The following is a 20,040-nucleotide window of genomic DNA, read 5'->3' as shown; positions in this document are numbered from 1 at the left end:
GTTTAACGCGCGATCGCCGCCCGACGGCGCGGCAGCCCGAAGGTGTTGACCGCCATGCCGGCCAGCACCAGCAATGCGCCGCCGAATTGCGCCGGCGACAGCGCTTCGTCCAGCAGCAGCCAGGCGGCGAACAACCCGACCAGCGGCACCAGCAGCGTCAGCGGCGCAACCCGCCAGGTTTCATAGCGCCCCAGCAGGCTGCCCCACACCGAATAACCGAACAGCGTGGCGGCGAACGCCAGATAGGCAACCGCCAGCCAGGTGCCGACCTGCACATGACTCAGGCTGCTTAGCACCGCCTCAGGGCCGTCGAACAGCCAGCTGCAAGCCAGGAACGGCACGACCGGGATCGGCGCGCTCCACACCACCAGCGATAAAATATTACGCTGCGGGAAACCGGCCAGGATCTTCTTGTTGGTCAGGTTGCCCAGCGCCCAGGAAAACGCCGCCGCCAGCGTCAGCAGCAGGCCCGCCAAGGGGACCGCGCCGCTGCCCGGCTTATGCAGGCTGGCCTGCGCCAGCACCAGCATGCCGCCGCTGGCGATAGCGATGCCGACGAAATGGTTGACGCGCAGCTTTTCGCCCATCAGCACGACACCCAACAGCAAGGTGAAGAACACCTGCGCCTGCAGCACCAGCGAAGCCAGCCCCGCCGGCATCCCCACCTTGATGGCGACGAACAGAAACGCGAATTGCGCGAAGCTCATGGTCATGCCATACAGCAGCAGCCATTTCCACGGGATAGTCGGACGCGGGATAAAAAAGATCGCCGGCAACGCCACCAGCAAAAAACGCATCCCGGCCAGCAGAAACGGCGGCATGCCCTGTAAACCGAACTTGATCACGACGAAATTCACGCCCCAGATCACCACCACCAACAGCGCCAACAGCCGATCGCGCAATGTCATCCTCGCCCCGCTTATCCCATTGAAAATTCGCTTTAGCTTGCAGGTTACAACCAAACCGGGCGCATGGACACCGGCAAACGCCGGCGATTATTCCGGCATCAGGCCGATAAAGGTGGTCTTCTTGCGCGGGCCGGTCATCAGCGCTTCCAGCTTCTCCACGCACTGCAGGTAGTGCGGGGTCTGCTTGTGCGCCGCCACCGCCTGCTCGTCGCGATAAGCTTCGTAGATGTAAAACCGCGTCGGAATCTGTTCATCCTGCAGCACGTCGAAGCGCAGGTTGCCCGGCTCTTCGATTGCCCCCCGATGATTGGCGCGGAAAACATCGATAAATTCGTCGATTTTGTCCTGTTTAACGTTGATCTCAACCAATGTGACGTGCATGGCAACTCCTTGTTTAAACGGCGTACCGCAAAATGACTCTTTCCAACCATAGGTTTATTCCCGTCGATTGCCCGCCGCAACGGCAATTTTGCCGCCTGGCTCACAAATCGCATCGGCGACGCCCACTCCTTCCCCGGCGGGGTAAGGCGGCGGCATCTATAGTTAACACTCCTCCCCCTGAGAGCATAGGCTATGGATAACTACTTGATGGCGCTGGACGCAGGAACGGGCAGCATTCGCGCGGTGATCTTCGATGTGGCGGGCAACCAGATCGCGCACGGCCAGGCGGAGTGGCAACACCTGGCGGTGTCGGGCGTGCCCGGCTCGATGGAGTTTGACCTCAGCCGCAACTGGCAGCTGGCCTGCCAGTGCATTCGCCAGGCCTTGCAGCGCGCCGGGCTGACGGCGCAGGCGATACGCGCGGTGGCCTGCTGCTCGATGCGTGAAGGCATCGTTCTGTACGACCGCAACGGCGTGCCGATCTGGGCCTGCGCCAACGTCGATGCGCGCGCCAGCCACGAAGTCAGCGAGCTGAAAGAGCTGCACAACCACGGCTTCGAACGCGAGGTGTATCAATACTCCGGCCAGACGCTGGCGCTGAGCGCCATGCCGCGCCTGCTGTGGCTGGCGCACCATCGTCCGGACATCTACCGCCAGGCGGCGACGCTGACCATGATCAGCGACTGGCTGGCCAACATGCTCAGCGGCGAGCTGGCGGTCGATCCTTCCAACGCCGGCACCACCGGCATGCTGGATCTGACCAGCCGCGACTGGCGGCCGGCGCTGCTCGACATGGCCGGGCTGCGCGCCGATATTCTGTCGCCGGTGAAAGAGACCGGCAGCGTGCTGGGGCGCGTCACCGAACAAGCGGCGCAGGAGAGCGGGCTGCTGCGCGGCACCCCGGTGGTGATGGGCGGCGGCGACGTGCAGCTCGGTAGCCTGGGGCTCGGCATCGTGCGCGCCGGGCAGACGGCGGTGCTCGGCGGCACCTTCTGGCAGCAGATCGTCAACCTGCCGGAGCCGGCCATCGATCCGGAGATGAACATTCGCATCAACCCCCACGTCATTCCCGGCATGGCGCAGGCGGAATCCATCAGCTTCTTTACCGGCCTGACCATGCGCTGGTTCCGCGACGCTTTCTGCGCGGAGGAAAAATTGCTGGCGGAGCGGCTGGGGGTCGATGCCTACAGCCTGCTGGAAGAGATGGCGGCCAGGGTGCCGCCGGGTGCCTACGGCGTGATGCCGATCTTTTCCGACGCCATGCATTTCAAAACCTGGTACCACGCGGCGCCATCGTTCATCAACATGTCGATCGATCCGGAACGTTGCAACAAACAGACGCTATTCCGCGCGCTGGAGGAGAACGCCGCCATCGTCTCCGCCTGCAACCTGGAGCAAATCGCTGCCTTCTCCGGCGTGCAGGCGCGCTCGCTGGTGTTCGCCGGCGGCGGGGCCAAGGGCAAGCTGTGGAGCCAGATCCTCAGCGACGTCACCGGTTTGACGGTGCGGGTGCCGGTGGTCAAAGAGGCCACCGCGCTGGGCTGTGCGATCGCCGCCGGCGTCGGCGCCGGGCTGTACGAGTCGCTGGCCGAAACCGGTGAGCGCCTGGTGCGTTGGGAACGCGAGTATCAGCCGGACATGGCCCACCACGCGCTGTATCAGGAACAGAAAGAAACCTGGCGGCAGGTTTACGCCGATCAGCTGACGCTGGTGGATAGCGGCCTGACCACTTCGCTGTGGAAAGCGCCAGGGCTGTAAACGCTACGCGGCATTCGGTCATAACCTTATGCCGTTTTATTCCTTTCCCCTCAGCGCGGCGCAAGCCGCGTTTCCACTCGCCGCCGGCGATTGTTTCCCCTCAGAAACAGTGTAACCACCGCAAACGGATTTATCCGCGGCTTCGGCCTGCCGTAGATTGTGATTTCGGTCACACCGCGCCCCGAGCGCGGCCTGCGCATTCACCCAAGACGAGCGGCATTATGCTGAATAATAAAGATAAACCTGCATCATCCCCGTGGCCGGCGATCTTCTCGCTGACGGTCGCCTGTTTTGTTATGGTCACCACCGAGTTTCTGCCGATCGGCCTGCTGACCAACATCGCCCCTTCGCTCGGCGTCAGCACCGGCACTGCCGGGCTGATGGTCACCATGCCCGGCATCGTGGCGGCGGTGGCCGCCCCCGCATTGAGCCTGATTTCCGGCCGCCTGGATCGGCGTTTACTGATGCTGGGGCTGTCGCTGCTGCTGATCGTCTCCAACCTGGTGGCGGCGCTGGCGGTTAACTTCCCGATGATGCTGTTGGGCCGCGTGCTGCTGGGCATCTGCGTCGGCGGCTTCTGGTCGTTCGCCGCCAACTACGGCCGCCATCTGGTGCCGGAAGCCAGCCAGGGCCGCGCCACCGCGCTGATCCTCAGCGGCATCTCGGTCGGCGCGGTGTGTGGCGTGCCGGCCGGGGCGCTGATCGGCGATCTGTTCGGCTGGCGCGCCGCCTTCTTCGGCGGTGCGGCATTGGCGGTTGGCGTGCTGCTCGCGCAGCTGCGTTTGCTGACCTCGGTGCCGCCTTCCCGGCCGGTCACGCCGCGCGATCTGGTGCTGCCGCTGCGCCTGCCGATGGCGCGCATCGGCCTGATCGCCATCGTGCTGTTGTTCATCGGCCACTTTGCCGCCTACACCTATCTGCGGCCCCTGCTGCAACAGGTGTTCGTCCTCAGCCCGTCGGCGATCTCACTGCAGCTGTTGGCCTATGGCGCCATCGGCCTGCTGGGCACCTTCCTCGGCGAGCGTCTGGGGGAGTACAGCCTGCGCGCTACCTTCATCCTGATCGCCGCCATGCTGGCGGGCATTCTGATTGTTTCGCCGCTGCTCAGCGGCCTCGGCGGCGCCACGCTGATGGTGTTGGTCTGGGGGCTGGCCTTTGGCGCGGTGCCGGTATGCGCCACCAACTGGATGTTCGCCGCCGTGCCGCAGGCGCCGGAAGCCGGCCAGGCGCTGCTGGTGTGCGTCATTCAGATCGCGCTGGCCTCCGGCGCACTGCTGGGCGGCGAGGTGGTGGACTGGCAAGGCGTCAGCAGCACCATGCTGTTCGGCGGCGCGCTGATCCTCTCCGCCACGCTGGTGTTCGGCCTCAGCTTGCGATCCGGCGCGATTGGCGCTAAACAGTGTTAATCCTTATTTATCCGCAGAAACATGCCCCGGCCGTCGCCGGGGCATGACGTTGAGAACCTATGGACCATCATTTGCTCGCTATCCGGGTATTTAACCGCGTGGTGGAAACCGGCGGCTTTACCCGCGCCGCCGATTCGCTGGGCATGCCGAAAGCCACGGTGACCAAGCTGATCCAGAATCTGGAGGATCACCTGCAAACCAAGCTGTTTCAGCGCACCACCCGCAGCGTGTCGGTTACCCGCGAGGGCGAATGCTATTACCAGAATACGGTGAAATGGCTGGCGGATTTGGAGCAGATGGAAGGCTGCCTGACCGAGTCGCAAAGTTCTCCGCAAGGCGTGCTGCGCATCGACACCGGCGGCGGCACCGCGCGCCGGCTGCTGTTGCCCGCCCTGCCCGACTTTCTGGCGCGCTACCCGCAGATCCAGATCGATCTGAGCGTCGGCGACCGCGTTATCGATCTCATTAGCGACAGCACCGACTGCGTGATCCGCAGCGGCCCGCTGGCCGACTCCAGCCTGATCGCCCGCCGCCTGTTCGATCTGGACTGGGTGAGCTGCGCCACCCCGGCCTACCTGGCGCGCCACGGCACACCGCGCCACCCGTGCGATCTGGAGCAGGGTTTCCCGATGGTGCACTATCGCCACCCGCTCAACGATCGCATTCACCCGCAACGCTATGTCGAACGCGGCAAAGAGATCGCCATCCAGCAACGCTATCCGGTCAGCATCAACGAAGGCAACGCGCTGCTGGCGGCGAGCCTGGCCGGGTTGGGCATCATCCAGACCTACCGCTTTATGGCGCAGCCGCACCTCGACAGCGGTGAGCTGGTCAGCCTGCTGCACGACTGGCAGCCGCCGCCGGAGCAGATGTACGTGGTTTACCCGTCCAACCGCCACCTCAGCGGCAAGCTGCGGGCGTTTATCGACTGGGCGGTGGAGACGTTTCGCTAGCGGCAGGATGAGCCGCACGTTGTAGCCGCACGCAATGTGGTATTATTTGCCGCATAGTGATTCACGACGGACGACCACCATGGCCTATATCCCCAAAAACTATGCGAAGCTGGAAACCGGCTACCGCGAAAAAGCGCTGAAACTGTTCCCCTGGGTGTGCGGGCGCTGCTCGCGCGAGTTCGTTTATTCCAACCTGCGCGAACTGACGGTGCACCACATCGATCACGATCACAGCAACAACCCGGAAGACGGCAGCAACTGGGAAATGCTGTGCCTGTACTGCCACGACCATGAACACTCGAAATACACCGAGGCCGATCAATACGGTTCGACGGTGGTGGCCGGTGAAGACGCGCAGAAAGATGTCGGCGTCGCCACCCACAACCCGTTCGCCAATCTGAAGGCGATGATGAAGAAATAATGTCGGCGACAGCTTAATAGGTAACTAACTTATTAAGCTGTTAAATTAACAAAACCTGCCTCCGCACCGCCACTTCCCAGAGAATTCCTACTTACCCATCCGGGCCATCCAGCGCAAAATAAGCTGCGCAGTTAACGACATACTGGCTTGGCAAGCCGCCGCAGTTGGTGCATATTGTTCGCGAGTTGTTCTTGTTAACCTGTTTGATTATCAACCTAATAAGCACATTAACTTAATAAGTTATCAGCTTAATAACTTGAGAGATGGCAGCATGATTGTCCTGATTGGCTCGCAAAAAGGCGGCGTCGGCAAATCGACGAAAGCGGTGAATATCGCCGGGTATTTGATTCTTAAGCAAGGCAAGACGGCGATCATCGTCGATGCCGACGACCAGAAATCGATCATGACCTGGTACAACGACCGCCAGAACGTCGAGGGGTTACCGCACATTCCTGTGGTGGCCGCATCGGGCAAAATCAAGGAAACCCTGCTGGAGCTGGATCGCCATTACGACTACGTGATCGTCGACACCGCCGGCCGCGACAGCGCCGAACTGCGCTCCGGGCTGCTGGCCGCCGATCTGTTCCTCTCGCCGCTGCGCCCTTCGCAGATGGATCTCGACACCATAGGCTATCTGTCGGAGATGTTCTCCACCGCGCAGGAGTATAACGAGAAGGTCAAAGGCTACATCGTGCTGAACATGTGTCCGACCAATATCTTCATCAATGAAGCCAACGAAGCGGCGCAGGTGCTGAGCGAATACCCGGAGTTCACCCTGGTGAGCCACCGCCTGTGCGACCGCAAGATTTACCGCGACGCCTGGGGCGAAGCCATCACCGTGCACGAGGCGAACAACGAAAAGGCACAGAGCGAAATTGAATGCCTGGTGAAAGAGGTGATCCTGTGAAGAAGCGCACACCCACCCACCGCATGTCGGAAGACGAATTCATCAACAGCGCCACCTCGCACACGCTACCGGTCGCGGCGCCCGCACCGGAAGCCAAACCGGCCGGCCGCAAGCGCACCTATAAGGCGATCTCCGTCAGCCTGACGGACAACCACATTGAAGCGATCGATGAAGTGATCGTGCAGGCGGCGCGCAACGGCATCGTGCGCATCACCCGCTCCGACATCATCAAGCTGGCGATCGACGGGCTGGCGGAGAAAAGCGAAGCGCAGCTGCTGACGCTGCTGAAGAAGCTCTGACCGCGCGGCAGCCGCCGACGGGCCGTTAAACCGAGGAAAACTCGCGTGGGAACGGCATAGTACGATAGGTTTTGCCGGTGGCCTTATGCAGCGCGCTGGCCATTGCCGGAGCGACCACCGCAGTCGATACTTCCCCGCATCCCTGCGGTGCACGCGCGCTGTCGAGCACCGCCACTTCCACCTTGGGCATTTCGGCGATCGCGAGCAGCGGATAACGATCGAAATTCCCTTCCACCACGCCGCCCCGTTCAAAATGCAGTTCGCTGTGCAGGCAGGTGGTCAGCGCAAAGCCGATGCCGCCCTCTACGTTGGCGCGCACCAGATTTGGGTTTATCACCTTGCCGCAGTCAATCGCACATACCGTGCGGAGCACCCGCAGTCGCCCCTCCTGAATGGCGATTTCAACCACCAAACCGACGTAGGTGGTGAAAGCGTTATTGCGGCCGAGCCAAATATTGCACGACATACCGCGATAAACGCCCGGCGGCGGTTCGTGCTGCCAACCCGCCGCCGCCGCGGTGGCGTCCAGTACGCGCAACGCTTCCGGAGTGTCCTGCAGCAGATGCCGCCGATACTGATACTCGTCCCGCTTGGCCTTATGGCTGAGTTCGCTGATAAAGCTTTCCAAAAAGAACAGGCTGGCGACGCTGCCGACACCGCGCAGATAGCTCAGGGAAATCGGCTGTTCAACGATGCCGGCCTCCACCTTCAGATGAGGGATGCGATACGGCGTGCTGTAAACGCACTCCACCATACTTTCATCCCATCCCCCGGCCTCGTGTACCGTTTCGCGCCGCATTTGCCAAAAGAGAGACTGCCCCGCATAGCGCGCCCACAGCGCCAGCGGGTAGCCGTTTTCATCCAGCAGCGCCCGATAATGGCTGATGCAGGCCGGACGATAATATTCATGCCGCATGTCAATCTCGCGCGGATAGATCACCTTGACCGGTTTTCCTACCGCCCGGGAGGCGGCGGTAGCATGCATCACGGCATCCGGCAGATATTTGCGCCCAAAGCTGCCCCCCAGGTAGGTCGTATTCACCACCACATCCGCCGGCTTCAGCCCGAACATTTTCGCCAGAACGTTGCGCACCATGTCCTGCCCCTGGAAAGGGCCCCAGGTTTCGATACGGCCCTCTTCATAATGACTGGTGGCGTTGCAAGGCTCCAGGGTGGCATGCGCCACATAAGGCGCGCTGTAACGCGCCTCATGCAGGCGCGAACCCTGCTCAGCGTCATGGATCAACGCCGACGCCTCACCGCGATCAACCGCCGGCACCAAGGTATCGCCGTCCAGCATCGCCAGATTCTCCGCCGCAATCGCGCTATCGTTCAGCGCTTGCCCTGCGCCCGGCAGCCAGTCGACCTCCAGCAAATCCGCCGCCTTTTTGGCCTGCCAATAGCTCTCCGCCACCACGATCACCGTATTGAGCGACATATCGTGATCCAATCCGACCATGTTGTTCATCGACCACTGCCGGGTCAGCACCAGATCCACCACGCCCGGCATGGCCCGAATCTGCCGTTCATTACGCACGGCGACCAGCTTTCCGCTGAGGTCGGGCACCATCCAGGGGACGCCGATCAGCATCTCCGGCAGGTCGATATCGATACCGTAAATCGCGCTGCCGTCCACTTTCTCCGGCGTATCGACCCGCAACAACGGCTTGCCGATGAAACTCTCTTGCTCTTGCGCTTCGCTCTTTAAACCAGGCTGCGGATCCAACGGCAACTCGGCGGCATAGCGCACCAGATCGCCGTAGGCGACCTTGCGCTGCCCGCCTTCCTCAATCACCCAGCCCTTCTCCGTGCGACACTGCTGCGGTGAAAGCGCGAGATGTCTCGCACCGGCCCGCAGAAAGAAATCTCTCGCCTGCGCGCCGGCCAGCCGGGTGCGCTGATAAAATTTGGTCATGGAGGTTGAAGCGGCGACAAATTGCGCGAAAGCCTCGCCCCCGGCAACCTGACGGTAGGCATCGCGGCCGGTGACGAATTTCACCGTCACCTGCGCCCAATCGGCATCCATTTCCGCCGCCACCACTTCGGCCAGGCCGGTGTAAATCCCCTGCCCGACCTCACATTGCGACACGCCGATAACGATGCGGCCGCCGCTATCGATCCAGATCCAATCGTTCAATTCGTACTGACCGTCGGGCGGCACCGCGTCCTGTGAAACCACGGCCGCCAGGCTGCGCGTCGATATCGGCAGCAGCATGGCGGCCACCGCCAACGCGCTGCCTTTTAGCAAGGTTCTGCGGGTGATCGCCATGCTTAGGGTTCTCCCTTGTCGGCGGCGCGGTGCACCGCCGCGCGGATACGGTGGTAAGTGGCGCAGCGGCACAGATTGGTCAGGCCCGCCTCTATCTGCCGGTCGTCCGGCTTCGGGTGCTCCGCCAGCAGCGCGCTGACTGCCATGATCATGCCCGATTGGCAGTAGCCGCACTGCGGCACATCCTCCGCAATCCAGGCCTGCTGCACCGGATGACTGCGATCGGTGGACAACCCTTCGATGGTAGTCACCTGCCGATCGCGTACCAATTGCAGCGGATAGCAACATGAACGCACTGCCTTGCCGTCGACATGTACCGTACAGGCGCCACAGGCGCCGATACCACAGCCGAACTTGGTGCCGGTTAACTTAAAATGTTCCCGGATCACCCACAGCAGCGGCGTATCCGGCTCGCCGTTAAATTCGACCGCCTGGCCGTTCAGATTGAACTTCATGCCATCCTCTCCCCAATCAATGCTTCATCCGACGTTTCACCCACGCCCCGATGACGATCAATGCCAGCAATACACCGCCCCAGAACACATAAGGCAATGACGCGATCAACCACGGTTTCTCACCGCCAGCCCGCTGCCGAGCCACTTGCTCCGGCGTTATCCTGACTGCCGGATTGCCGAATTGCTGTAATACGTAATTGCCCAACTCGGCCAGTTGTCGGTCATCCAGGCTATCGGCGAATCCCGGCATCCAGGTTTGCAGCGTCTCTCCCTGGCGCTGCACGCCATGCAGCATCACCATGATCAGGTTATTGGCCTGCTCGCTGCCAACGGTGGAATTGTGAGTCAATGAAGGGAAATGGCCGTCGTAGGCGCCTTCGCCGCCCAGGCGATGGCAGCTGGCGCAGGCAGCGGCATACAGCGCCTGCCCGGCTGCACGGCCTTCACCGCCCCCCTGGTATTGATAGGCCGCTTTCGTTCCTTGCACGGTGACGATCGGCGGCGTCTGTTTAAGCCAGTCGGCGATGGCGTCGAGATCGTCGTCACTCAGGAAACGCAGGCTATGCTCCACCGCCTCCGCCATGCCGCCGGCCGCCTGGGCTTTGTCATTGCGCCCGGTGCGCAGATACTGCACCAACTCTTTCCGGCTCCAGCCGCCGATGCCGCTGACGGGATCCGAGGTGATATTCGGCGCGATCCAACCGCCGGCCTCTCCTCCCGCCAGATAGCGATCGTCGCGTTCGGCCATCATCCCGTTACGCGGGCTGTGACACGCCGAGCAATGCCCCAAAACATCCACCAGATAGCGACCCCGCGCTTTTTGCTCATCTTCATCGCCGGGCCTTTTTTTCAGAAACAGCCAGTTCCAGCCGTGGATCGCATAACGCCAGGAAAAAGGGAACGCCAGTTGGGTCTCAGGCACCGCACGATCGACCGGTGCGACCCCGGTCATAAAATAGCGATACAGCGCGTGCAGATCGTCATCGCTCAATCCCCGATAAGCGGTATAAGGCATGGCAGGATACAAGGGTTGACCATCCCGCCGGATGCCCTGCGTTAACGCGCGGCGAAACTCGGGTTCACTGTAGTCGCCGATGCCGGTTCCTTTGGCGGGCGTGATATTGCTGGCGATGATATCGCCCATCGGCGAAGCGATGGCATAACCGCCGACGTAGGGGGCGTCCTGTTGGCTGCTGCCGCGGTGACAAGCCGCGCAATCTGCGGCGATCGCCAGGTATTTTCCGCGTACGATGACCTGTTGGTCATTCTGGCTGGCGAAGACCGGGCAGGAGAAGATCCCCAACGCGATAACGCACAGCTGTCGTGCTCTTCGCCAGCCGCCGTTCACGCTTCACCTTCCGGCTTCACCGCACCCGCTCGCTCCTCCGCCAACAGCGCAAACTCGTCCGGCAACAGATTTTCCTGTTCGAGCATCGCTATCGCGTTATGTTTGATGCCAAACAATACGCGATAAAAAGCCTCCAGATCGCCGGCCGAAATGCCGTTGAGCAGCTTTTGCCGCGCCTGTTGGCTGGAGTGATCCAACTGCGCCAGCATCTCCTGCCCGGCCACGGTCATTCTCACGCCTTTAGCGCGCTTATCTTCAGACAGGGCATCGCGAGCGATCAGCCGATTTTTTTCCAAAAACAGCAACGCACGCGACATCGTCGAGACTTCGGCGTTCAAATGCTGCGAAACGTCTTTCAGGGTGCAGCCATCCCCCAAATCGGCAATCGCACTCAGCGCCAGCCAGTGCGGGCGCGTCAGATTGGTCATTTTCACCGACTGGTCCATCGCCGTGCGCCACAGGCGATTGGCCACATCCAGATGGATGCCCAGTGCAGCAGGAAGTTTGCGTGGTTGTGACATACCGGTTTGCTCTCGATTATTTATTTGCTTGTGCAAACAAATAATAGATCGGACGTTATGACGGGATCAAGCAGATGTCGCAGAATAAAATAAAATCTAGTTAATACAGATCGGTATAGCGCATTTTAACAGATTCGCTCCCCGGTAACGGGGAGCGATAAGAAAAACTCAGTTGCCCGCCACCGCGCATTGGTAGTCCTGAATTTCGCCGGCCGAGCCCAGATTCAGATCGGTCAGCTTCAAACGGTTCGCCAACAGCAGCATCTCGCCCTGTGGGCTGACCGCCAACGCCAGGCCATAATTGCCGATGCTGTCGCCCTGCTCGACCACATAGTTCTGCAGTAAATGGAAAGGATCTTCCTGGGTTAAATCGGTGCCCGCCAATTTTCTGGCCAGATATTGGTGACCGACCAATTTCACCGCCAGCGGGCGCCACTGTTGATCTAATTGTTCCGCCTGCTGCCCCAGTGCGTTATAGACATCCTGACGCAGGCAGGCGACGTGAATATGCAGCTGATTCTGAGAACGACCATATTTCGAATTGACCGCCAGAGAAAGCCACGCATCTTTTAACGGTTTACCCAGCTCGCCGGATATATGTTCCCTGTTATTCCAGGCCTGGGCGAAATAAGGCGGCGCGTGCTCCGTCTGCAATGCCGGGCTCTCGATGCCGCTGACCTTTTCGGTTGGCATCACCAGATCGTGATAGGGGCCTTTGCTGTCCTTAAACAGCACATAACCCTCGGTTAAATCAACCTTTAAGCAGGGCGCCGGATCGTTGTTCTGCTGCTGATTGGGCACGCACTGTTGGCTGACGATTTGCCACAGCGCATTCGGATTACCACGCCCGAAGAACCACCACAGCACCGCCGCCAGCAGCAAAATGACAAGCAAAATAATTAATAGTCTGAAAAGTCTTTTCATCGTGACTCCCTGTTTACCTATTCCATCTTGAAAGGAGCGCCAGCATAAACCAAGGCTCTTATCGTCACCAGAATATTATCCTTAGCGTTACCTTTCATTGACGTCTTGTTATCAAGAGAAATTAAAAACAAGGGTTTACCTAAGTAATTTAAGGTAAATTAATACCGCAGGTTGAATATGAGTGTGATATAAGCAGCCGGACTCTCTTTATATAAGGAACCGATAAGATGCCAACGATGGGCAAATCCCTGCATTATCTCGACGTGGGCTCAGGCTTTCCGTTGCTGCTGGGCCACAGTTATCTGTTCGAGCTGAACATGTGGGCACCGCAGTTCGAAGCGCTGGCGAAACGCTACCGCCTGATCGTGCCGGATCTCTGGGGCCACGGCGACTCACCGGCGCTGCCGGCCGGGCGAAACAGCCTGTCGGATATCGCCGCCGATCATTTGGCGCTGATGGATCATTTGGATATTGAAGAGTTCGGCATCGTCGGCCTGTCCGTCGGCGGCATGTGGGGCGCCGAACTGGCGGCGCTGGCGCCGGAGCGGGTCAAGGTGCTGGCGCTGATGGACAGCTATCTGGGCGACGAAACGCCGGAGGCGCGGCAGCGCTATATGGGCATGCTGGCAGCCGTTGAACAGGCCGGCGCCATCACTTCACCGCTGCTGGAATACATCGCCGCGCAGTTTTATTCCGACGAAGTACCCGATGCGTTGTCGCAGCCATTGCTGGCCCATCTGCAGAGCCTGCCCGCCGATCGCCTGCGCGAGAGCATCGTCCCGCTGGGCCGGATGATCTTCGGTCGCCCCGACAAGCTGCCGCTGCTGAAAAACATTACCGCCGCCAGCATCGTCATCACCGGCGCGCAGGATAAACCGCGCCCGCCGGCGGAAGGCCAGCGCATGGCCGATCTTCTCGGCTGTCGTCACGTGCTGATCCCCAACGCCGGGCATATCAGCAACAAGGAAAACCCGGCGGCGGTCAACGAAACCCTGCTGGCGTTTCTGGCTGAAAACACCACCCCGCTGTTCTGGTAAGATTCCCCGGGCCGCCTGGCCCGGCGAGTCATTCCGCGCACCGCATAAATCCGTGTCGGCTCAGGATTTCCTGCCCTTGTTCGCTCAAGATAAATGCGGCCAACCGCTGTGCGCCGTCATCCAACAGGCATAAACCGTAATCCGCCTCAATGTCCAGCGGCGGCGCCAACGGCCGCACCGCCAACGTCGGGTAGGCGGCTAAAGCCGGAGCATAGCTGGCGTAGCCGAGAAAAATATCCGCCTGCCCGCCGCCTATCAGATATTCCGCCGCCAGCCGGCCCGCCGGTACCGGGGCGGAATCCATACCGCCAACCAACGGCAGCGCCCGGCGGCGCAACGCTTCCCCTTGCCCCGGCCAGTATTGCTCACAGCGTTCGAAAAGCTGCTGCGCATAATCGCCGGAAGGATCTGCCCCCGGTGTCGAGGTGGCAAGGCGCCAATGCGGATCGAACAGCACCTCCGGCAGCGGACGTTCGGTTAATGCCGGCACGTTGCGAACCGTCACGCAGAGCCGATTGCGCGCAAAAATCTGCACCGCCCCCGCCATCCCAAGATCCGCCAACCTTTGCGGGTGCGCCAGGTTGGCCGAAGCGAACAGCTGTGGCCGCTCACCATTCTCTATCCGTTGGCGCAACAACCCCGCCGGGCCGAATTCCGTCGTGACTTTTTGCCCGGCGTGCCGCTGAAATGCCGACAGCAGCGGCGCAAACGCCAGTCGCAGGCTGCCGGCGGCAAACAGCAGGATATCACTCATCATGTCGCTCCAATTGGCTGCGATACAGCGGCACCAGCGTCGCGTAGCGGCGGCCCGCCACCGTCAGCGGCACCCGTTCGATCGCCAGTTCGAACAGGGGTGACAAGGATTGCGCCGTTAACACCTCGCGGCAGGCCCCGAGCCGGCTGCGCCCTTCCTTGCCCAACAGCAAAGCCCGATCGGCCACCGCGTGAGCATGGTTGGGCTGATGCGTGGAGAACACCACCGCCAACTGCTGCTCCCGCGCCAGGCGGACCATCAAGCTCAACACCCGATCCTGGTAATGCAGATCCAGCGCCGAAGTCGGTTCATCCAGAATCAACACCTCGCAGCGCATCGCCAACGCGCGGGCGATCATCACTAATTGACGTTGGCCGCCGGATAGGCTGCCAAACTCACGCTCTGCCAGGTGCTGCAAATCCAACGACTGCAACGCTTCTCTCGCCAGCCGATGGTCCTCGGCTGACGGTGAACGGAACAGGCCGACATGGCGCGCCCGCCCCATCAATACGATATCCAGCACCCGATAGGCGAACGGCGGCGCAAAGTGCTGCGGGACAAAGCCCATCTCACCGCGGCGCTCAATCTCGCCGGACTGCGGCGTCAGGCTGCCTAACAACAGCTGCAGCAGCGTGCTCTTGCCACGCCCATTCGGGCCCAATATCGCCAGCACTTCGCCGCGCCGCAGCTGAATGTCCAGATGTTGGAACAGCGGAGCCCCGCCCGGCCAGGCGAAACTCACGCCCCTGGCGGCCAATAAGGTGTCAGTCATGCCAGCCTCTCACTTGCGCGCGGCGCAGCAGCAGCGCGAACAGCGGCGCGCCAATCAGCGCGGTCAGAATGCCCAGCGGGATTTCGCTGCTGCTCAGCGTGCGCGCCAAATCGTCGATCACCAGCATGTACAAGGCCCCCAGGCAAAGCGAAGCCGGCAGCAGACGCCGATGATCCGGCCCCACCAGCCGCCTCGCCACGTGCGGGATCACCAAGCCGACCCAGCCGATGCTGCCGCTGACCGCCACCTGGGCGGCCACGATGGCGGCGCACAGCGTCAAAATCAACCAGCGGGTGCGCTCCACGTTGATGCCCAATGCACCGGCATCCTCATCGCCCAACGACAGCAGATTGATGCGCCAGCGCAGCGCCAACAGCAAGCCGCCGGCCAACAGCAAAGGCACAAACAGCATCAGCAGCTTTTGCCGATCGGCGGTGGCAAAGCTGCCAAGCAGCCAAAACACGATGCTCGGCAGTTTCTCTTCGGTATCCGCCAGATATTGCATCAGGCTGACGCAGGCGGAGAAGAAGCCGCTGAGGATCACCCCCGCCAGTACCAAAGAGAGGATATTGCGCCGCGCAATGGCGCTGGTGAGAGTGAAAATCAGCAGCAGCGCCGCCATGCCGAAAACAAATGCCGACAGCAGCAGCGCCGCCAACGGCAGGCTGAGCAGGATAGCCAGCGTGCCGCCAAAGGCCGCGCCGGACGACACACCGATGATATGCGGATCGACCAGCGGGTTGCGAAAGACGCCTTGCAAAGCCGCGCCGCACAGGGCCAGCGCTGCGCCGGCGCCCATCGCCAACAGCACTCGCGGCACGCGCACGCCCAGGATCACCTGGCGTTGGATAGCATCGATGCCGGCATAATGCTGCCCGGTGAACGGCTCCAGCAAAATCATCAGGCTGTGCGTCATCGGCACCTGAAAGCGGCCAACGCCGAGTGAAAACAGTGCGCAGCACAGTGTCAACAACGCCAGCCAGCCCAGCCTCATTGCCCGCTCTGGCAGCAGGTGGCGCGGTAATAACGTTGATAGTAAGCGTCGACCCGCTGCTGCAGATTGATATCGGCAAAACGCTGCGGGTAAAGTTTTTTCGCCATCCACAACTCACCCAACGCCATCGCCTCCGGCATCGGATATCCCCAGGCCTTGGCGTACTCCGGCATCAGGTAGACCCGCTTATTCTTCACCGCGTCGATCGGCTGCCACTGCGGTGACGTCAGGATCTGTTTCACCACGTCCGGGTAGCGCTCCTGCACGAAAATCACCGCCGGATCCCACTTCAGGACATCCTCGATAGAAACCTGTTTAAACCCCTGAATGTCCTTCGCCGCCACGTTGAGCGCCCCGGCGTGCCGCATCATCAACCCGGTATACTTGCCGGCGCCGTAAGTGGTGAGATCGGGGTTGGCCATATACACCCGCACCCGCTGATTTTCCGGCAGATCGCGCAGCCGTTCGGCGACCAACGCGCGCTGCTGAATAACGTCCTTAATCAGGGCTTCGGCCTGAGGCTGACGCGACATCACTTCGCCGATCAGGCGAATGCCATCCTGCAGCCCCAGCGTATAGGCCCGATCTTCATCGCTCAGCTGCGGATTCATTTTACCCGCCTGATCGGCCGCCTCGCGGCGCAGCGAGATAGCCACCACCGGAATGCCCACTCGTTCGATCTGCGCAATCATCTCCGGCGGCGCATAGTTGGCCACGAACACCACCTGCGGATGCAGGCCGAGCAGGCTCTCGATATTCACCGACGTCAGATCGCCCGGCATCGGCAGGGTTGCCAACGTCGGCGCCAGCCGCAGGTAGTTTGGCCCCAGCTGCTTTTTCCAACTGCTGAGCACGCCGACCACCTGAGGCATCGCATCAAGCTGCACCAACAGGTTCAACGTCTGGTGTTGCAGCACCACCGCGCGAGTGATGCGATCGGGCAGCGTGACCTGGCGATTGAGCTGATCGGTGACCTGGCGATCCGCCTGGGCGGCGGTGGAAAACAAAACAAGCGCCAACAGCAGGCGAGGGAGAAAGTTAAACATGGCAGTGACCGGTTGATTATCGTTGTATAGCAAATGATATAGCGATGAGCATGGCGAAACAATCAGCGGGATCAAACCGGATGCGGGTACTCGGGAGGTAAAACGAGGCGTGAATGCGATCCTGGAAGCGGATCCGCCGGTGTCGCGACGGATCCCATCGGCCCTGAAAGGGCGCGTGAAGAAGACTTATTGACCGATAGACGTCAGGCCCTGGCGGATCCCTTCGTCAGCCTGCTGGCACCAGGCCTGCAGCCCCTGCGGCGCTTCTTTTTCCAACGCAACCACTTTGCCGTCGTCGTTCAGCACATTGCCTTCACGGCCCATCGCTTCGCGCTTGTCGCCGTCGCGGGTGTCGACGCCGCCGGGAATAGCCGCCACGTAGGCCACCATTTTCTTGGCGTTGTCGATGCTATCGGCTTTCAGGAAACCTTTATCGACGCAGTAAGACATCAGCCCGGCGGTATTGCGCGTGATGTCATAAACGTTTTTCAATGCGGCAGGATCCATCCCTTCAGCGTTAGCGGTGTTGAACAGGCCCAGAGTCGCGGCAATCATGCCGGTCAGAATGCTTTTTTTCATTGTTAACTCGTTTTAATAATGAATTATTTAATTTTTAATTATTCACAAATACAATGTGAATACCGCTACGGTATAACGGCGGCCTAGATTAGCACAACCCTAATGCATTAATAGCGGTGATTAAGTTAACTCTCAATAAAATAAAAACGCATGATGGGGTAATAACCTCCGCCCGGCGTCATTTTTTCACGTTAGGTTTGGCCGTGCTCAATTCATAGTAAAAATAATCTCACCCAGGAATTATTTACAACGAAAGCGTTGGTCTACGGTCAATTGCGCGCCCCCCTTTGCCAAAACCACCGGCGTGGCATAGCCTGTTAAGACGCGCCATGCCTAGTGGGAGGGGATTCACATGAACCATTCCGTCCGGCCGCCGCAATGCGACGACAAAACCATTCTTGATATCACGATGAATTTATATCTCTATCCGGCGGTGCTTATCGCGCATCGCCTGGGTATCTTTGAGTTTATTGCTCTGCACCCCCGCAACCTGACCGATATATGCGCTCAGGCCAATGTGGAAAGACGCCCGGCGGAAACATTGATCATGGCGTTATTGGCATTGAAATTGATAGACAGAGACGGTGAAACATTCTCTCTCACGCCGGAAGCGGAAACCTTTTTGTTAAAAAACAACCCGCATTATTTCGGTTATTTCTGGGATTTGATGGTTGAAAACAGCGACATTTTCTCGCTGAAAAACCTGGAAAGCGCCATCAGAAAAAATACCTCGCAGGTGTACGGCGAGCAGGAACTGTTTGAAACGCATACGCTCGACGCCGACAGAATGCGGCGGTTTACCCACGCCATGCACAGCCTGAGCATGGGATCGGCCAGCGTTTGGCCGGCGCTGTTGCCCCTCGGCGCCTGCCGCGCGGCGCTGGATATCGGCGGCGCCTCCGGCGCCCATGCCATCAGCCTGGCGGCCCACTGGCCGACGTTGACCTGCACCGTGTTCGATCTGCCGGAAGTGTGCCCGCTCGCCGCCGACTACGCGCGCCATTACGGCCTCAGCCACCGCATCGGCACTCACAGCGGCGATATGTGGCGCGATCCCTACCCGGCGGCGGATCTGCACCTGTACTCCAATATTTTCCACGACTGGCCGATGGACAAGAACCGCTTCCTGGCGCAAAAGAGCTATGCGGCCCTCCCGCCCGGGGGCAGGATCGTGATCCACGAAGTGCTGTACAACGATGACGGCGATGGCCCGCCTGCCGCCGCGGGCTACAGCCTGATGATGATGGGATGGACGCAGGGCCGCCAATACTCCGGCAGGGAAATCGGCGACCTGCTGCGCGACGTCGGCTTCGGGCCTGCTCAGGTGCTGCCGTCGCTCGGCTATTTCAGCATCGTGACGGCGCAAAAACGCCAGGCTTAGCGGTTCACCGAGCGCGCCATGCGGCTGTAGGTGTGGCGCACGCCGCGAATCGCCACGCTGTAAGCGAAGATGTTTTCCGGCAGCGCCAGCCCCAGATAGCCGGTATCGCCGATATGGTGCAGATCCGCCCCAGCCATTTTGCTCATCAGCGCAATCTGCCGCACGGTCTGCACGTCGGCCCCCTCTTGCGAGGTGCCGATCGCCGTCATCGCCAGCGCGCCTTGCCGCTGGGCAAAGGCGATCAGCGCCGCCACTTTCTCCTGCGACATGCCGGGAATGGTGCCCGGCGCCGGCAACAGCACGATGTCCGCACCGTTCTCCACGAACAGCGCGATGTCCCGCTCGCCGATCAGCTGGCTGCCGCTTTCGCGCACAATACCGGCGCCGTGCATCTTGCCGGTCACCAGCACCATCTCGTCGCCCACCTCATCGCGGATCGCTTTCAGCGCGGCGGCGATCGCCTGATTGCTGACGCCGTTGCTCGGGTTGCCGGTCAGCACCAGCATACGCGCGCCAAGCTGATACAGCTTGCGGGCATTCTCGGCGGTGGCGGCTCGCCCCGCCGTCATCTGCCAGAAATCGTTATGTTCGGTGGCGAAGGCCGGATCGACGGCCTCCAAGTTCACGCCGATCACCCGTCCGGTCAGCCGCTGCAGCGTGCGCAGCGCCTCCTGCGGCGGCACATCAGCGGGCAGGCCCGCAATATGCGGCTGGTCAACGTCGAACAGGTTCAGCAGCAGCAGGTCGGCGCCCTGGCTGGCCGCCAGCTCGGCGTTGGTGACGTTATTGAGCAGCGGCTGAGTGACCGCGATGGTTTCGCTGACCAAAATACGCCCTTCGCTGGCGCGGATGGCATAGAGCAGATCGGCTTTGCCGATATCGGCCAGATCGCTGGCGCTGCAGTCCAGATAGCGTTTCATGAGGCAA

Annotated in this window: 21 protein-coding genes; 8 read left to right on the top strand and 13 right to left on the bottom strand. The window is 60.9% G+C overall.

All coding sequences use genetic code 11. The annotated features are described in order from the left end of the window. Window positions 1–2: 2 nt before the first annotated feature. Together QDT79_RS10990 and lsrG are read right to left on the bottom strand one after the other, a co-directional pair. Complete coding sequence (locus QDT79_RS10990) at window positions 3–908, bottom strand: EamA family transporter (RefSeq protein ID WP_063991238.1); 906 nt, start codon at window positions 906–908, stop codon at window positions 3–5. Window positions 909–995: 87 nt separating this feature from the next. Beyond that, complete coding sequence (gene lsrG / locus QDT79_RS10985; protein WP_043146917.1) at window positions 996–1,289, bottom strand: (4S)-4-hydroxy-5-phosphonooxypentane-2,3-dione isomerase; 294 nt, start codon at window positions 1,287–1,289, stop codon at window positions 996–998. Window positions 1,290–1,481: 192 nt separating this feature from the next. On the opposite strand from lsrG, the gene lsrK reads away from it, so the two are divergent. The 6 genes from lsrK (at window position 1,482) to QDT79_RS10955 (ending at window position 7,033) form a co-directional block, all read left to right on the top strand. Next, window positions 1,482–3,047 carry an autoinducer-2 kinase gene (gene lsrK / locus QDT79_RS10980; RefSeq protein WP_165384397.1) on the top strand — a complete coding sequence of 522 codons (1,566 nt, stop codon included), beginning with the start codon at window positions 1,482–1,484 and terminating at the stop codon, window positions 3,045–3,047. A gap of 221 nt (window positions 3,048–3,268) precedes the next feature. Beyond that, window positions 3,269–4,453: an MFS transporter gene (locus QDT79_RS10975; RefSeq protein ID WP_063991236.1), complete on the top strand. Its 1,185-nt coding sequence runs from the start codon at window positions 3,269–3,271 to the stop codon at window positions 4,451–4,453. A gap of 59 nt (window positions 4,454–4,512) precedes the next feature. After that, entirely contained in the window at window positions 4,513–5,406 is an 894-nt protein-coding gene (locus QDT79_RS10970; protein ID WP_107227358.1) for a LysR family transcriptional regulator, read from the top strand. Window positions 5,407–5,485: 79 nt separating this feature from the next. Beyond that, complete coding sequence (yajD, locus tag QDT79_RS10965; RefSeq protein ID WP_016928619.1) at window positions 5,486–5,827, top strand: HNH nuclease YajD; 342 nt, start codon at window positions 5,486–5,488, stop codon at window positions 5,825–5,827. A 271-nt stretch (window positions 5,828–6,098) separates the two neighbouring features. Further along, window positions 6,099–6,734 (top strand): division plane positioning ATPase MipZ, encoded by a 636-nt coding sequence (locus tag QDT79_RS10960; RefSeq protein WP_033637564.1) that lies wholly within the window; start codon window positions 6,099–6,101, stop codon window positions 6,732–6,734. Beyond that, a complete protein-coding gene (locus tag QDT79_RS10955; protein ID WP_063991234.1) occupies window positions 6,731–7,033 on the top strand; it encodes a hypothetical protein in 303 nt (100 codons plus the stop codon). The genes QDT79_RS10960 and QDT79_RS10955 overlap by 4 nt, the downstream gene beginning before the upstream one ends. 25 nt (window positions 7,034–7,058) lie before the next feature. Here the strand turns inward: QDT79_RS10955 and QDT79_RS10950 are convergent, their stop codons facing one another. The 5 genes from QDT79_RS10950 to QDT79_RS10930 form a co-directional block, all read right to left on the bottom strand. Beyond that, window positions 7,059–9,302: a xanthine dehydrogenase family protein molybdopterin-binding subunit gene (locus QDT79_RS10950; RefSeq protein ID WP_308316491.1), complete on the bottom strand. Its 2,244-nt coding sequence runs from the start codon at window positions 9,300–9,302 to the stop codon at window positions 7,059–7,061. Window positions 9,303–9,304: 2 nt separating this feature from the next. Continuing rightward, entirely contained in the window at window positions 9,305–9,757 is a 453-nt protein-coding gene (locus QDT79_RS10945; protein ID WP_063991232.1) for a (2Fe-2S)-binding protein, read from the bottom strand. Between the two features lie 16 nt (window positions 9,758–9,773). Next, entirely contained in the window at window positions 9,774–11,105 is a 1,332-nt protein-coding gene (locus tag QDT79_RS10940) for a c-type cytochrome (RefSeq protein ID WP_308316490.1), read from the bottom strand. Then, complete coding sequence (locus tag QDT79_RS10935; protein ID WP_063991231.1) at window positions 11,102–11,626, bottom strand: MarR family winged helix-turn-helix transcriptional regulator; 525 nt, start codon at window positions 11,624–11,626, stop codon at window positions 11,102–11,104. The genes QDT79_RS10940 and QDT79_RS10935 overlap by 4 nt, the downstream gene beginning before the upstream one ends. Before the next feature lie 168 nt (window positions 11,627–11,794). Next, window positions 11,795–12,550 carry a CDP-diacylglycerol diphosphatase gene (locus QDT79_RS10930; protein WP_165384396.1) on the bottom strand — a complete coding sequence of 252 codons (756 nt, stop codon included), beginning with the start codon at window positions 12,548–12,550 and terminating at the stop codon, window positions 11,795–11,797. Between the two features lie 236 nt (window positions 12,551–12,786). Here QDT79_RS10930 and QDT79_RS10925 point away from each other — a divergent pair, with 236 nt between their 5' ends. Further along, the gene (locus QDT79_RS10925; protein ID WP_308317176.1) at window positions 12,787–13,587 is read left to right on the top strand and encodes an alpha/beta fold hydrolase; all 801 of its coding nucleotides are present in this window, start codon (window positions 12,787–12,789) and stop codon (window positions 13,585–13,587) included. 28 nt (window positions 13,588–13,615) lie between these two features. Here the strand turns inward: QDT79_RS10925 and QDT79_RS10920 are convergent, their stop codons facing one another. The 5 genes from QDT79_RS10920 to QDT79_RS10900 form a co-directional block, all read right to left on the bottom strand. Further along, complete coding sequence (locus QDT79_RS10920) at window positions 13,616–14,341, bottom strand: substrate-binding domain-containing protein (RefSeq protein WP_308317175.1); 726 nt, start codon at window positions 14,339–14,341, stop codon at window positions 13,616–13,618. Next, a complete protein-coding gene (locus QDT79_RS10915; protein ID WP_149558829.1) occupies window positions 14,334–15,113 on the bottom strand; it encodes an ABC transporter ATP-binding protein in 780 nt (259 codons plus the stop codon). Before QDT79_RS10915 ends, QDT79_RS10920 begins: the two co-directional genes overlap by 8 nt. Then, window positions 15,106–16,107: a FecCD family ABC transporter permease gene (locus QDT79_RS10910; RefSeq protein WP_063991226.1), complete on the bottom strand. Its 1,002-nt coding sequence runs from the start codon at window positions 16,105–16,107 to the stop codon at window positions 15,106–15,108. Before QDT79_RS10910 ends, QDT79_RS10915 begins: the two co-directional genes overlap by 8 nt. Further along, complete coding sequence (locus QDT79_RS10905; RefSeq protein ID WP_041033993.1) at window positions 16,104–17,153, bottom strand: ABC transporter substrate-binding protein; 1,050 nt, start codon at window positions 17,151–17,153, stop codon at window positions 16,104–16,106. Before QDT79_RS10905 ends, QDT79_RS10910 begins: the two co-directional genes overlap by 4 nt. Before the next feature lie 186 nt (window positions 17,154–17,339). Then, window positions 17,340–17,732: a hypothetical protein gene (locus QDT79_RS10900; protein ID WP_038879962.1), complete on the bottom strand. Its 393-nt coding sequence runs from the start codon at window positions 17,730–17,732 to the stop codon at window positions 17,340–17,342. A 352-nt stretch (window positions 17,733–18,084) separates the two neighbouring features. Here QDT79_RS10900 and QDT79_RS10895 point away from each other — a divergent pair, with 352 nt between their 5' ends. Next, on the top strand, window positions 18,085–19,113 hold the full coding sequence (locus tag QDT79_RS10895) for a methyltransferase (protein WP_308316489.1): 1,029 nt from the start codon (window positions 18,085–18,087) through the stop codon (window positions 19,111–19,113). Here the strand turns inward: QDT79_RS10895 and QDT79_RS10890 are convergent. Beyond that, window positions 19,110–20,033 carry a DUF7916 family protein gene (locus tag QDT79_RS10890; protein ID WP_130018388.1) on the bottom strand — a complete coding sequence of 308 codons (924 nt, stop codon included), beginning with the start codon at window positions 20,031–20,033 and terminating at the stop codon, window positions 19,110–19,112. The genes QDT79_RS10895 and QDT79_RS10890 overlap by 4 nt on opposite strands. Window positions 20,034–20,040 lie beyond the last annotated feature (7 nt).

This window comes from Serratia marcescens, assembly GCF_029846115.1.
GTDB lineage: Bacteria > Pseudomonadota > Gammaproteobacteria > Enterobacterales > Enterobacteriaceae > Serratia > Serratia marcescens_L.
Note: the sequence above shows the minus strand (reverse complement) of the source record. Positions and strands in the feature narration are given on the sequence as shown.

Bases quoted from the DNA above. Each gene is read 5' to 3' on its own strand.
- QDT79_RS10990 (WP_063991238.1), bottom strand. From the start codon at position 908: ATGACATTGCGCGATCGGCTGTTGGCGCTGTTGGTGGTGGTGATCTGG.
- lsrG (WP_043146917.1), bottom strand. From the start codon at position 1,289: ATGCACGTCACATTGGTTGAGATCAACGTTAAACAGGACAAAATCGAC.
- lsrK (WP_165384397.1), top strand. From the start codon at position 1,482: ATGGATAACTACTTGATGGCGCTGGACGCAGGAACGGGCAGCATTCGC.
- QDT79_RS10975 (WP_063991236.1), top strand. From the start codon at position 3,269: ATGCTGAATAATAAAGATAAACCTGCATCATCCCCGTGGCCGGCGATC.
- QDT79_RS10970 (WP_107227358.1), top strand. From the start codon at position 4,513: ATGGACCATCATTTGCTCGCTATCCGGGTATTTAACCGCGTGGTGGAA.
- yajD (WP_016928619.1), top strand. From the start codon at position 5,486: ATGGCCTATATCCCCAAAAACTATGCGAAGCTGGAAACCGGCTACCGC.
- QDT79_RS10960 (WP_033637564.1), top strand. From the start codon at position 6,099: ATGATTGTCCTGATTGGCTCGCAAAAAGGCGGCGTCGGCAAATCGACG.
- QDT79_RS10950 (WP_308316491.1), bottom strand. From the start codon at position 9,302: ATGGCGATCACCCGCAGAACCTTGCTAAAAGGCAGCGCGTTGGCGGTG.
- QDT79_RS10945 (WP_063991232.1), bottom strand. From the start codon at position 9,757: ATGAAGTTCAATCTGAACGGCCAGGCGGTCGAATTTAACGGCGAGCCG.
- QDT79_RS10935 (WP_063991231.1), bottom strand. From the start codon at position 11,626: ATGTCACAACCACGCAAACTTCCTGCTGCACTGGGCATCCATCTGGAT.
- QDT79_RS10930 (WP_165384396.1), bottom strand. From the start codon at position 12,550: ATGAAAAGACTTTTCAGACTATTAATTATTTTGCTTGTCATTTTGCTG.
- QDT79_RS10925 (WP_308317176.1), top strand. From the start codon at position 12,787: ATGGGCAAATCCCTGCATTATCTCGACGTGGGCTCAGGCTTTCCGTTG.
- QDT79_RS10920 (WP_308317175.1), bottom strand. From the start codon at position 14,341: ATGAGTGATATCCTGCTGTTTGCCGCCGGCAGCCTGCGACTGGCGTTT.
- QDT79_RS10915 (WP_149558829.1), bottom strand. From the start codon at position 15,113: ATGACTGACACCTTATTGGCCGCCAGGGGCGTGAGTTTCGCCTGGCCG.
- QDT79_RS10910 (WP_063991226.1), bottom strand. From the start codon at position 16,107: ATGAGGCTGGGCTGGCTGGCGTTGTTGACACTGTGCTGCGCACTGTTT.
- QDT79_RS10905 (WP_041033993.1), bottom strand. From the start codon at position 17,153: ATGTTTAACTTTCTCCCTCGCCTGCTGTTGGCGCTTGTTTTGTTTTCC.
- QDT79_RS10900 (WP_038879962.1), bottom strand. From the start codon at position 17,732: ATGAAAAAAAGCATTCTGACCGGCATGATTGCCGCGACTCTGGGCCTG.
- QDT79_RS10895 (WP_308316489.1), top strand. From the start codon at position 18,085: ATGAACCATTCCGTCCGGCCGCCGCAATGCGACGACAAAACCATTCTT.
- QDT79_RS10890 (WP_130018388.1), bottom strand. From the start codon at position 20,033: ATGAAACGCTATCTGGACTGCAGCGCCAGCGATCTGGCCGATATCGGC.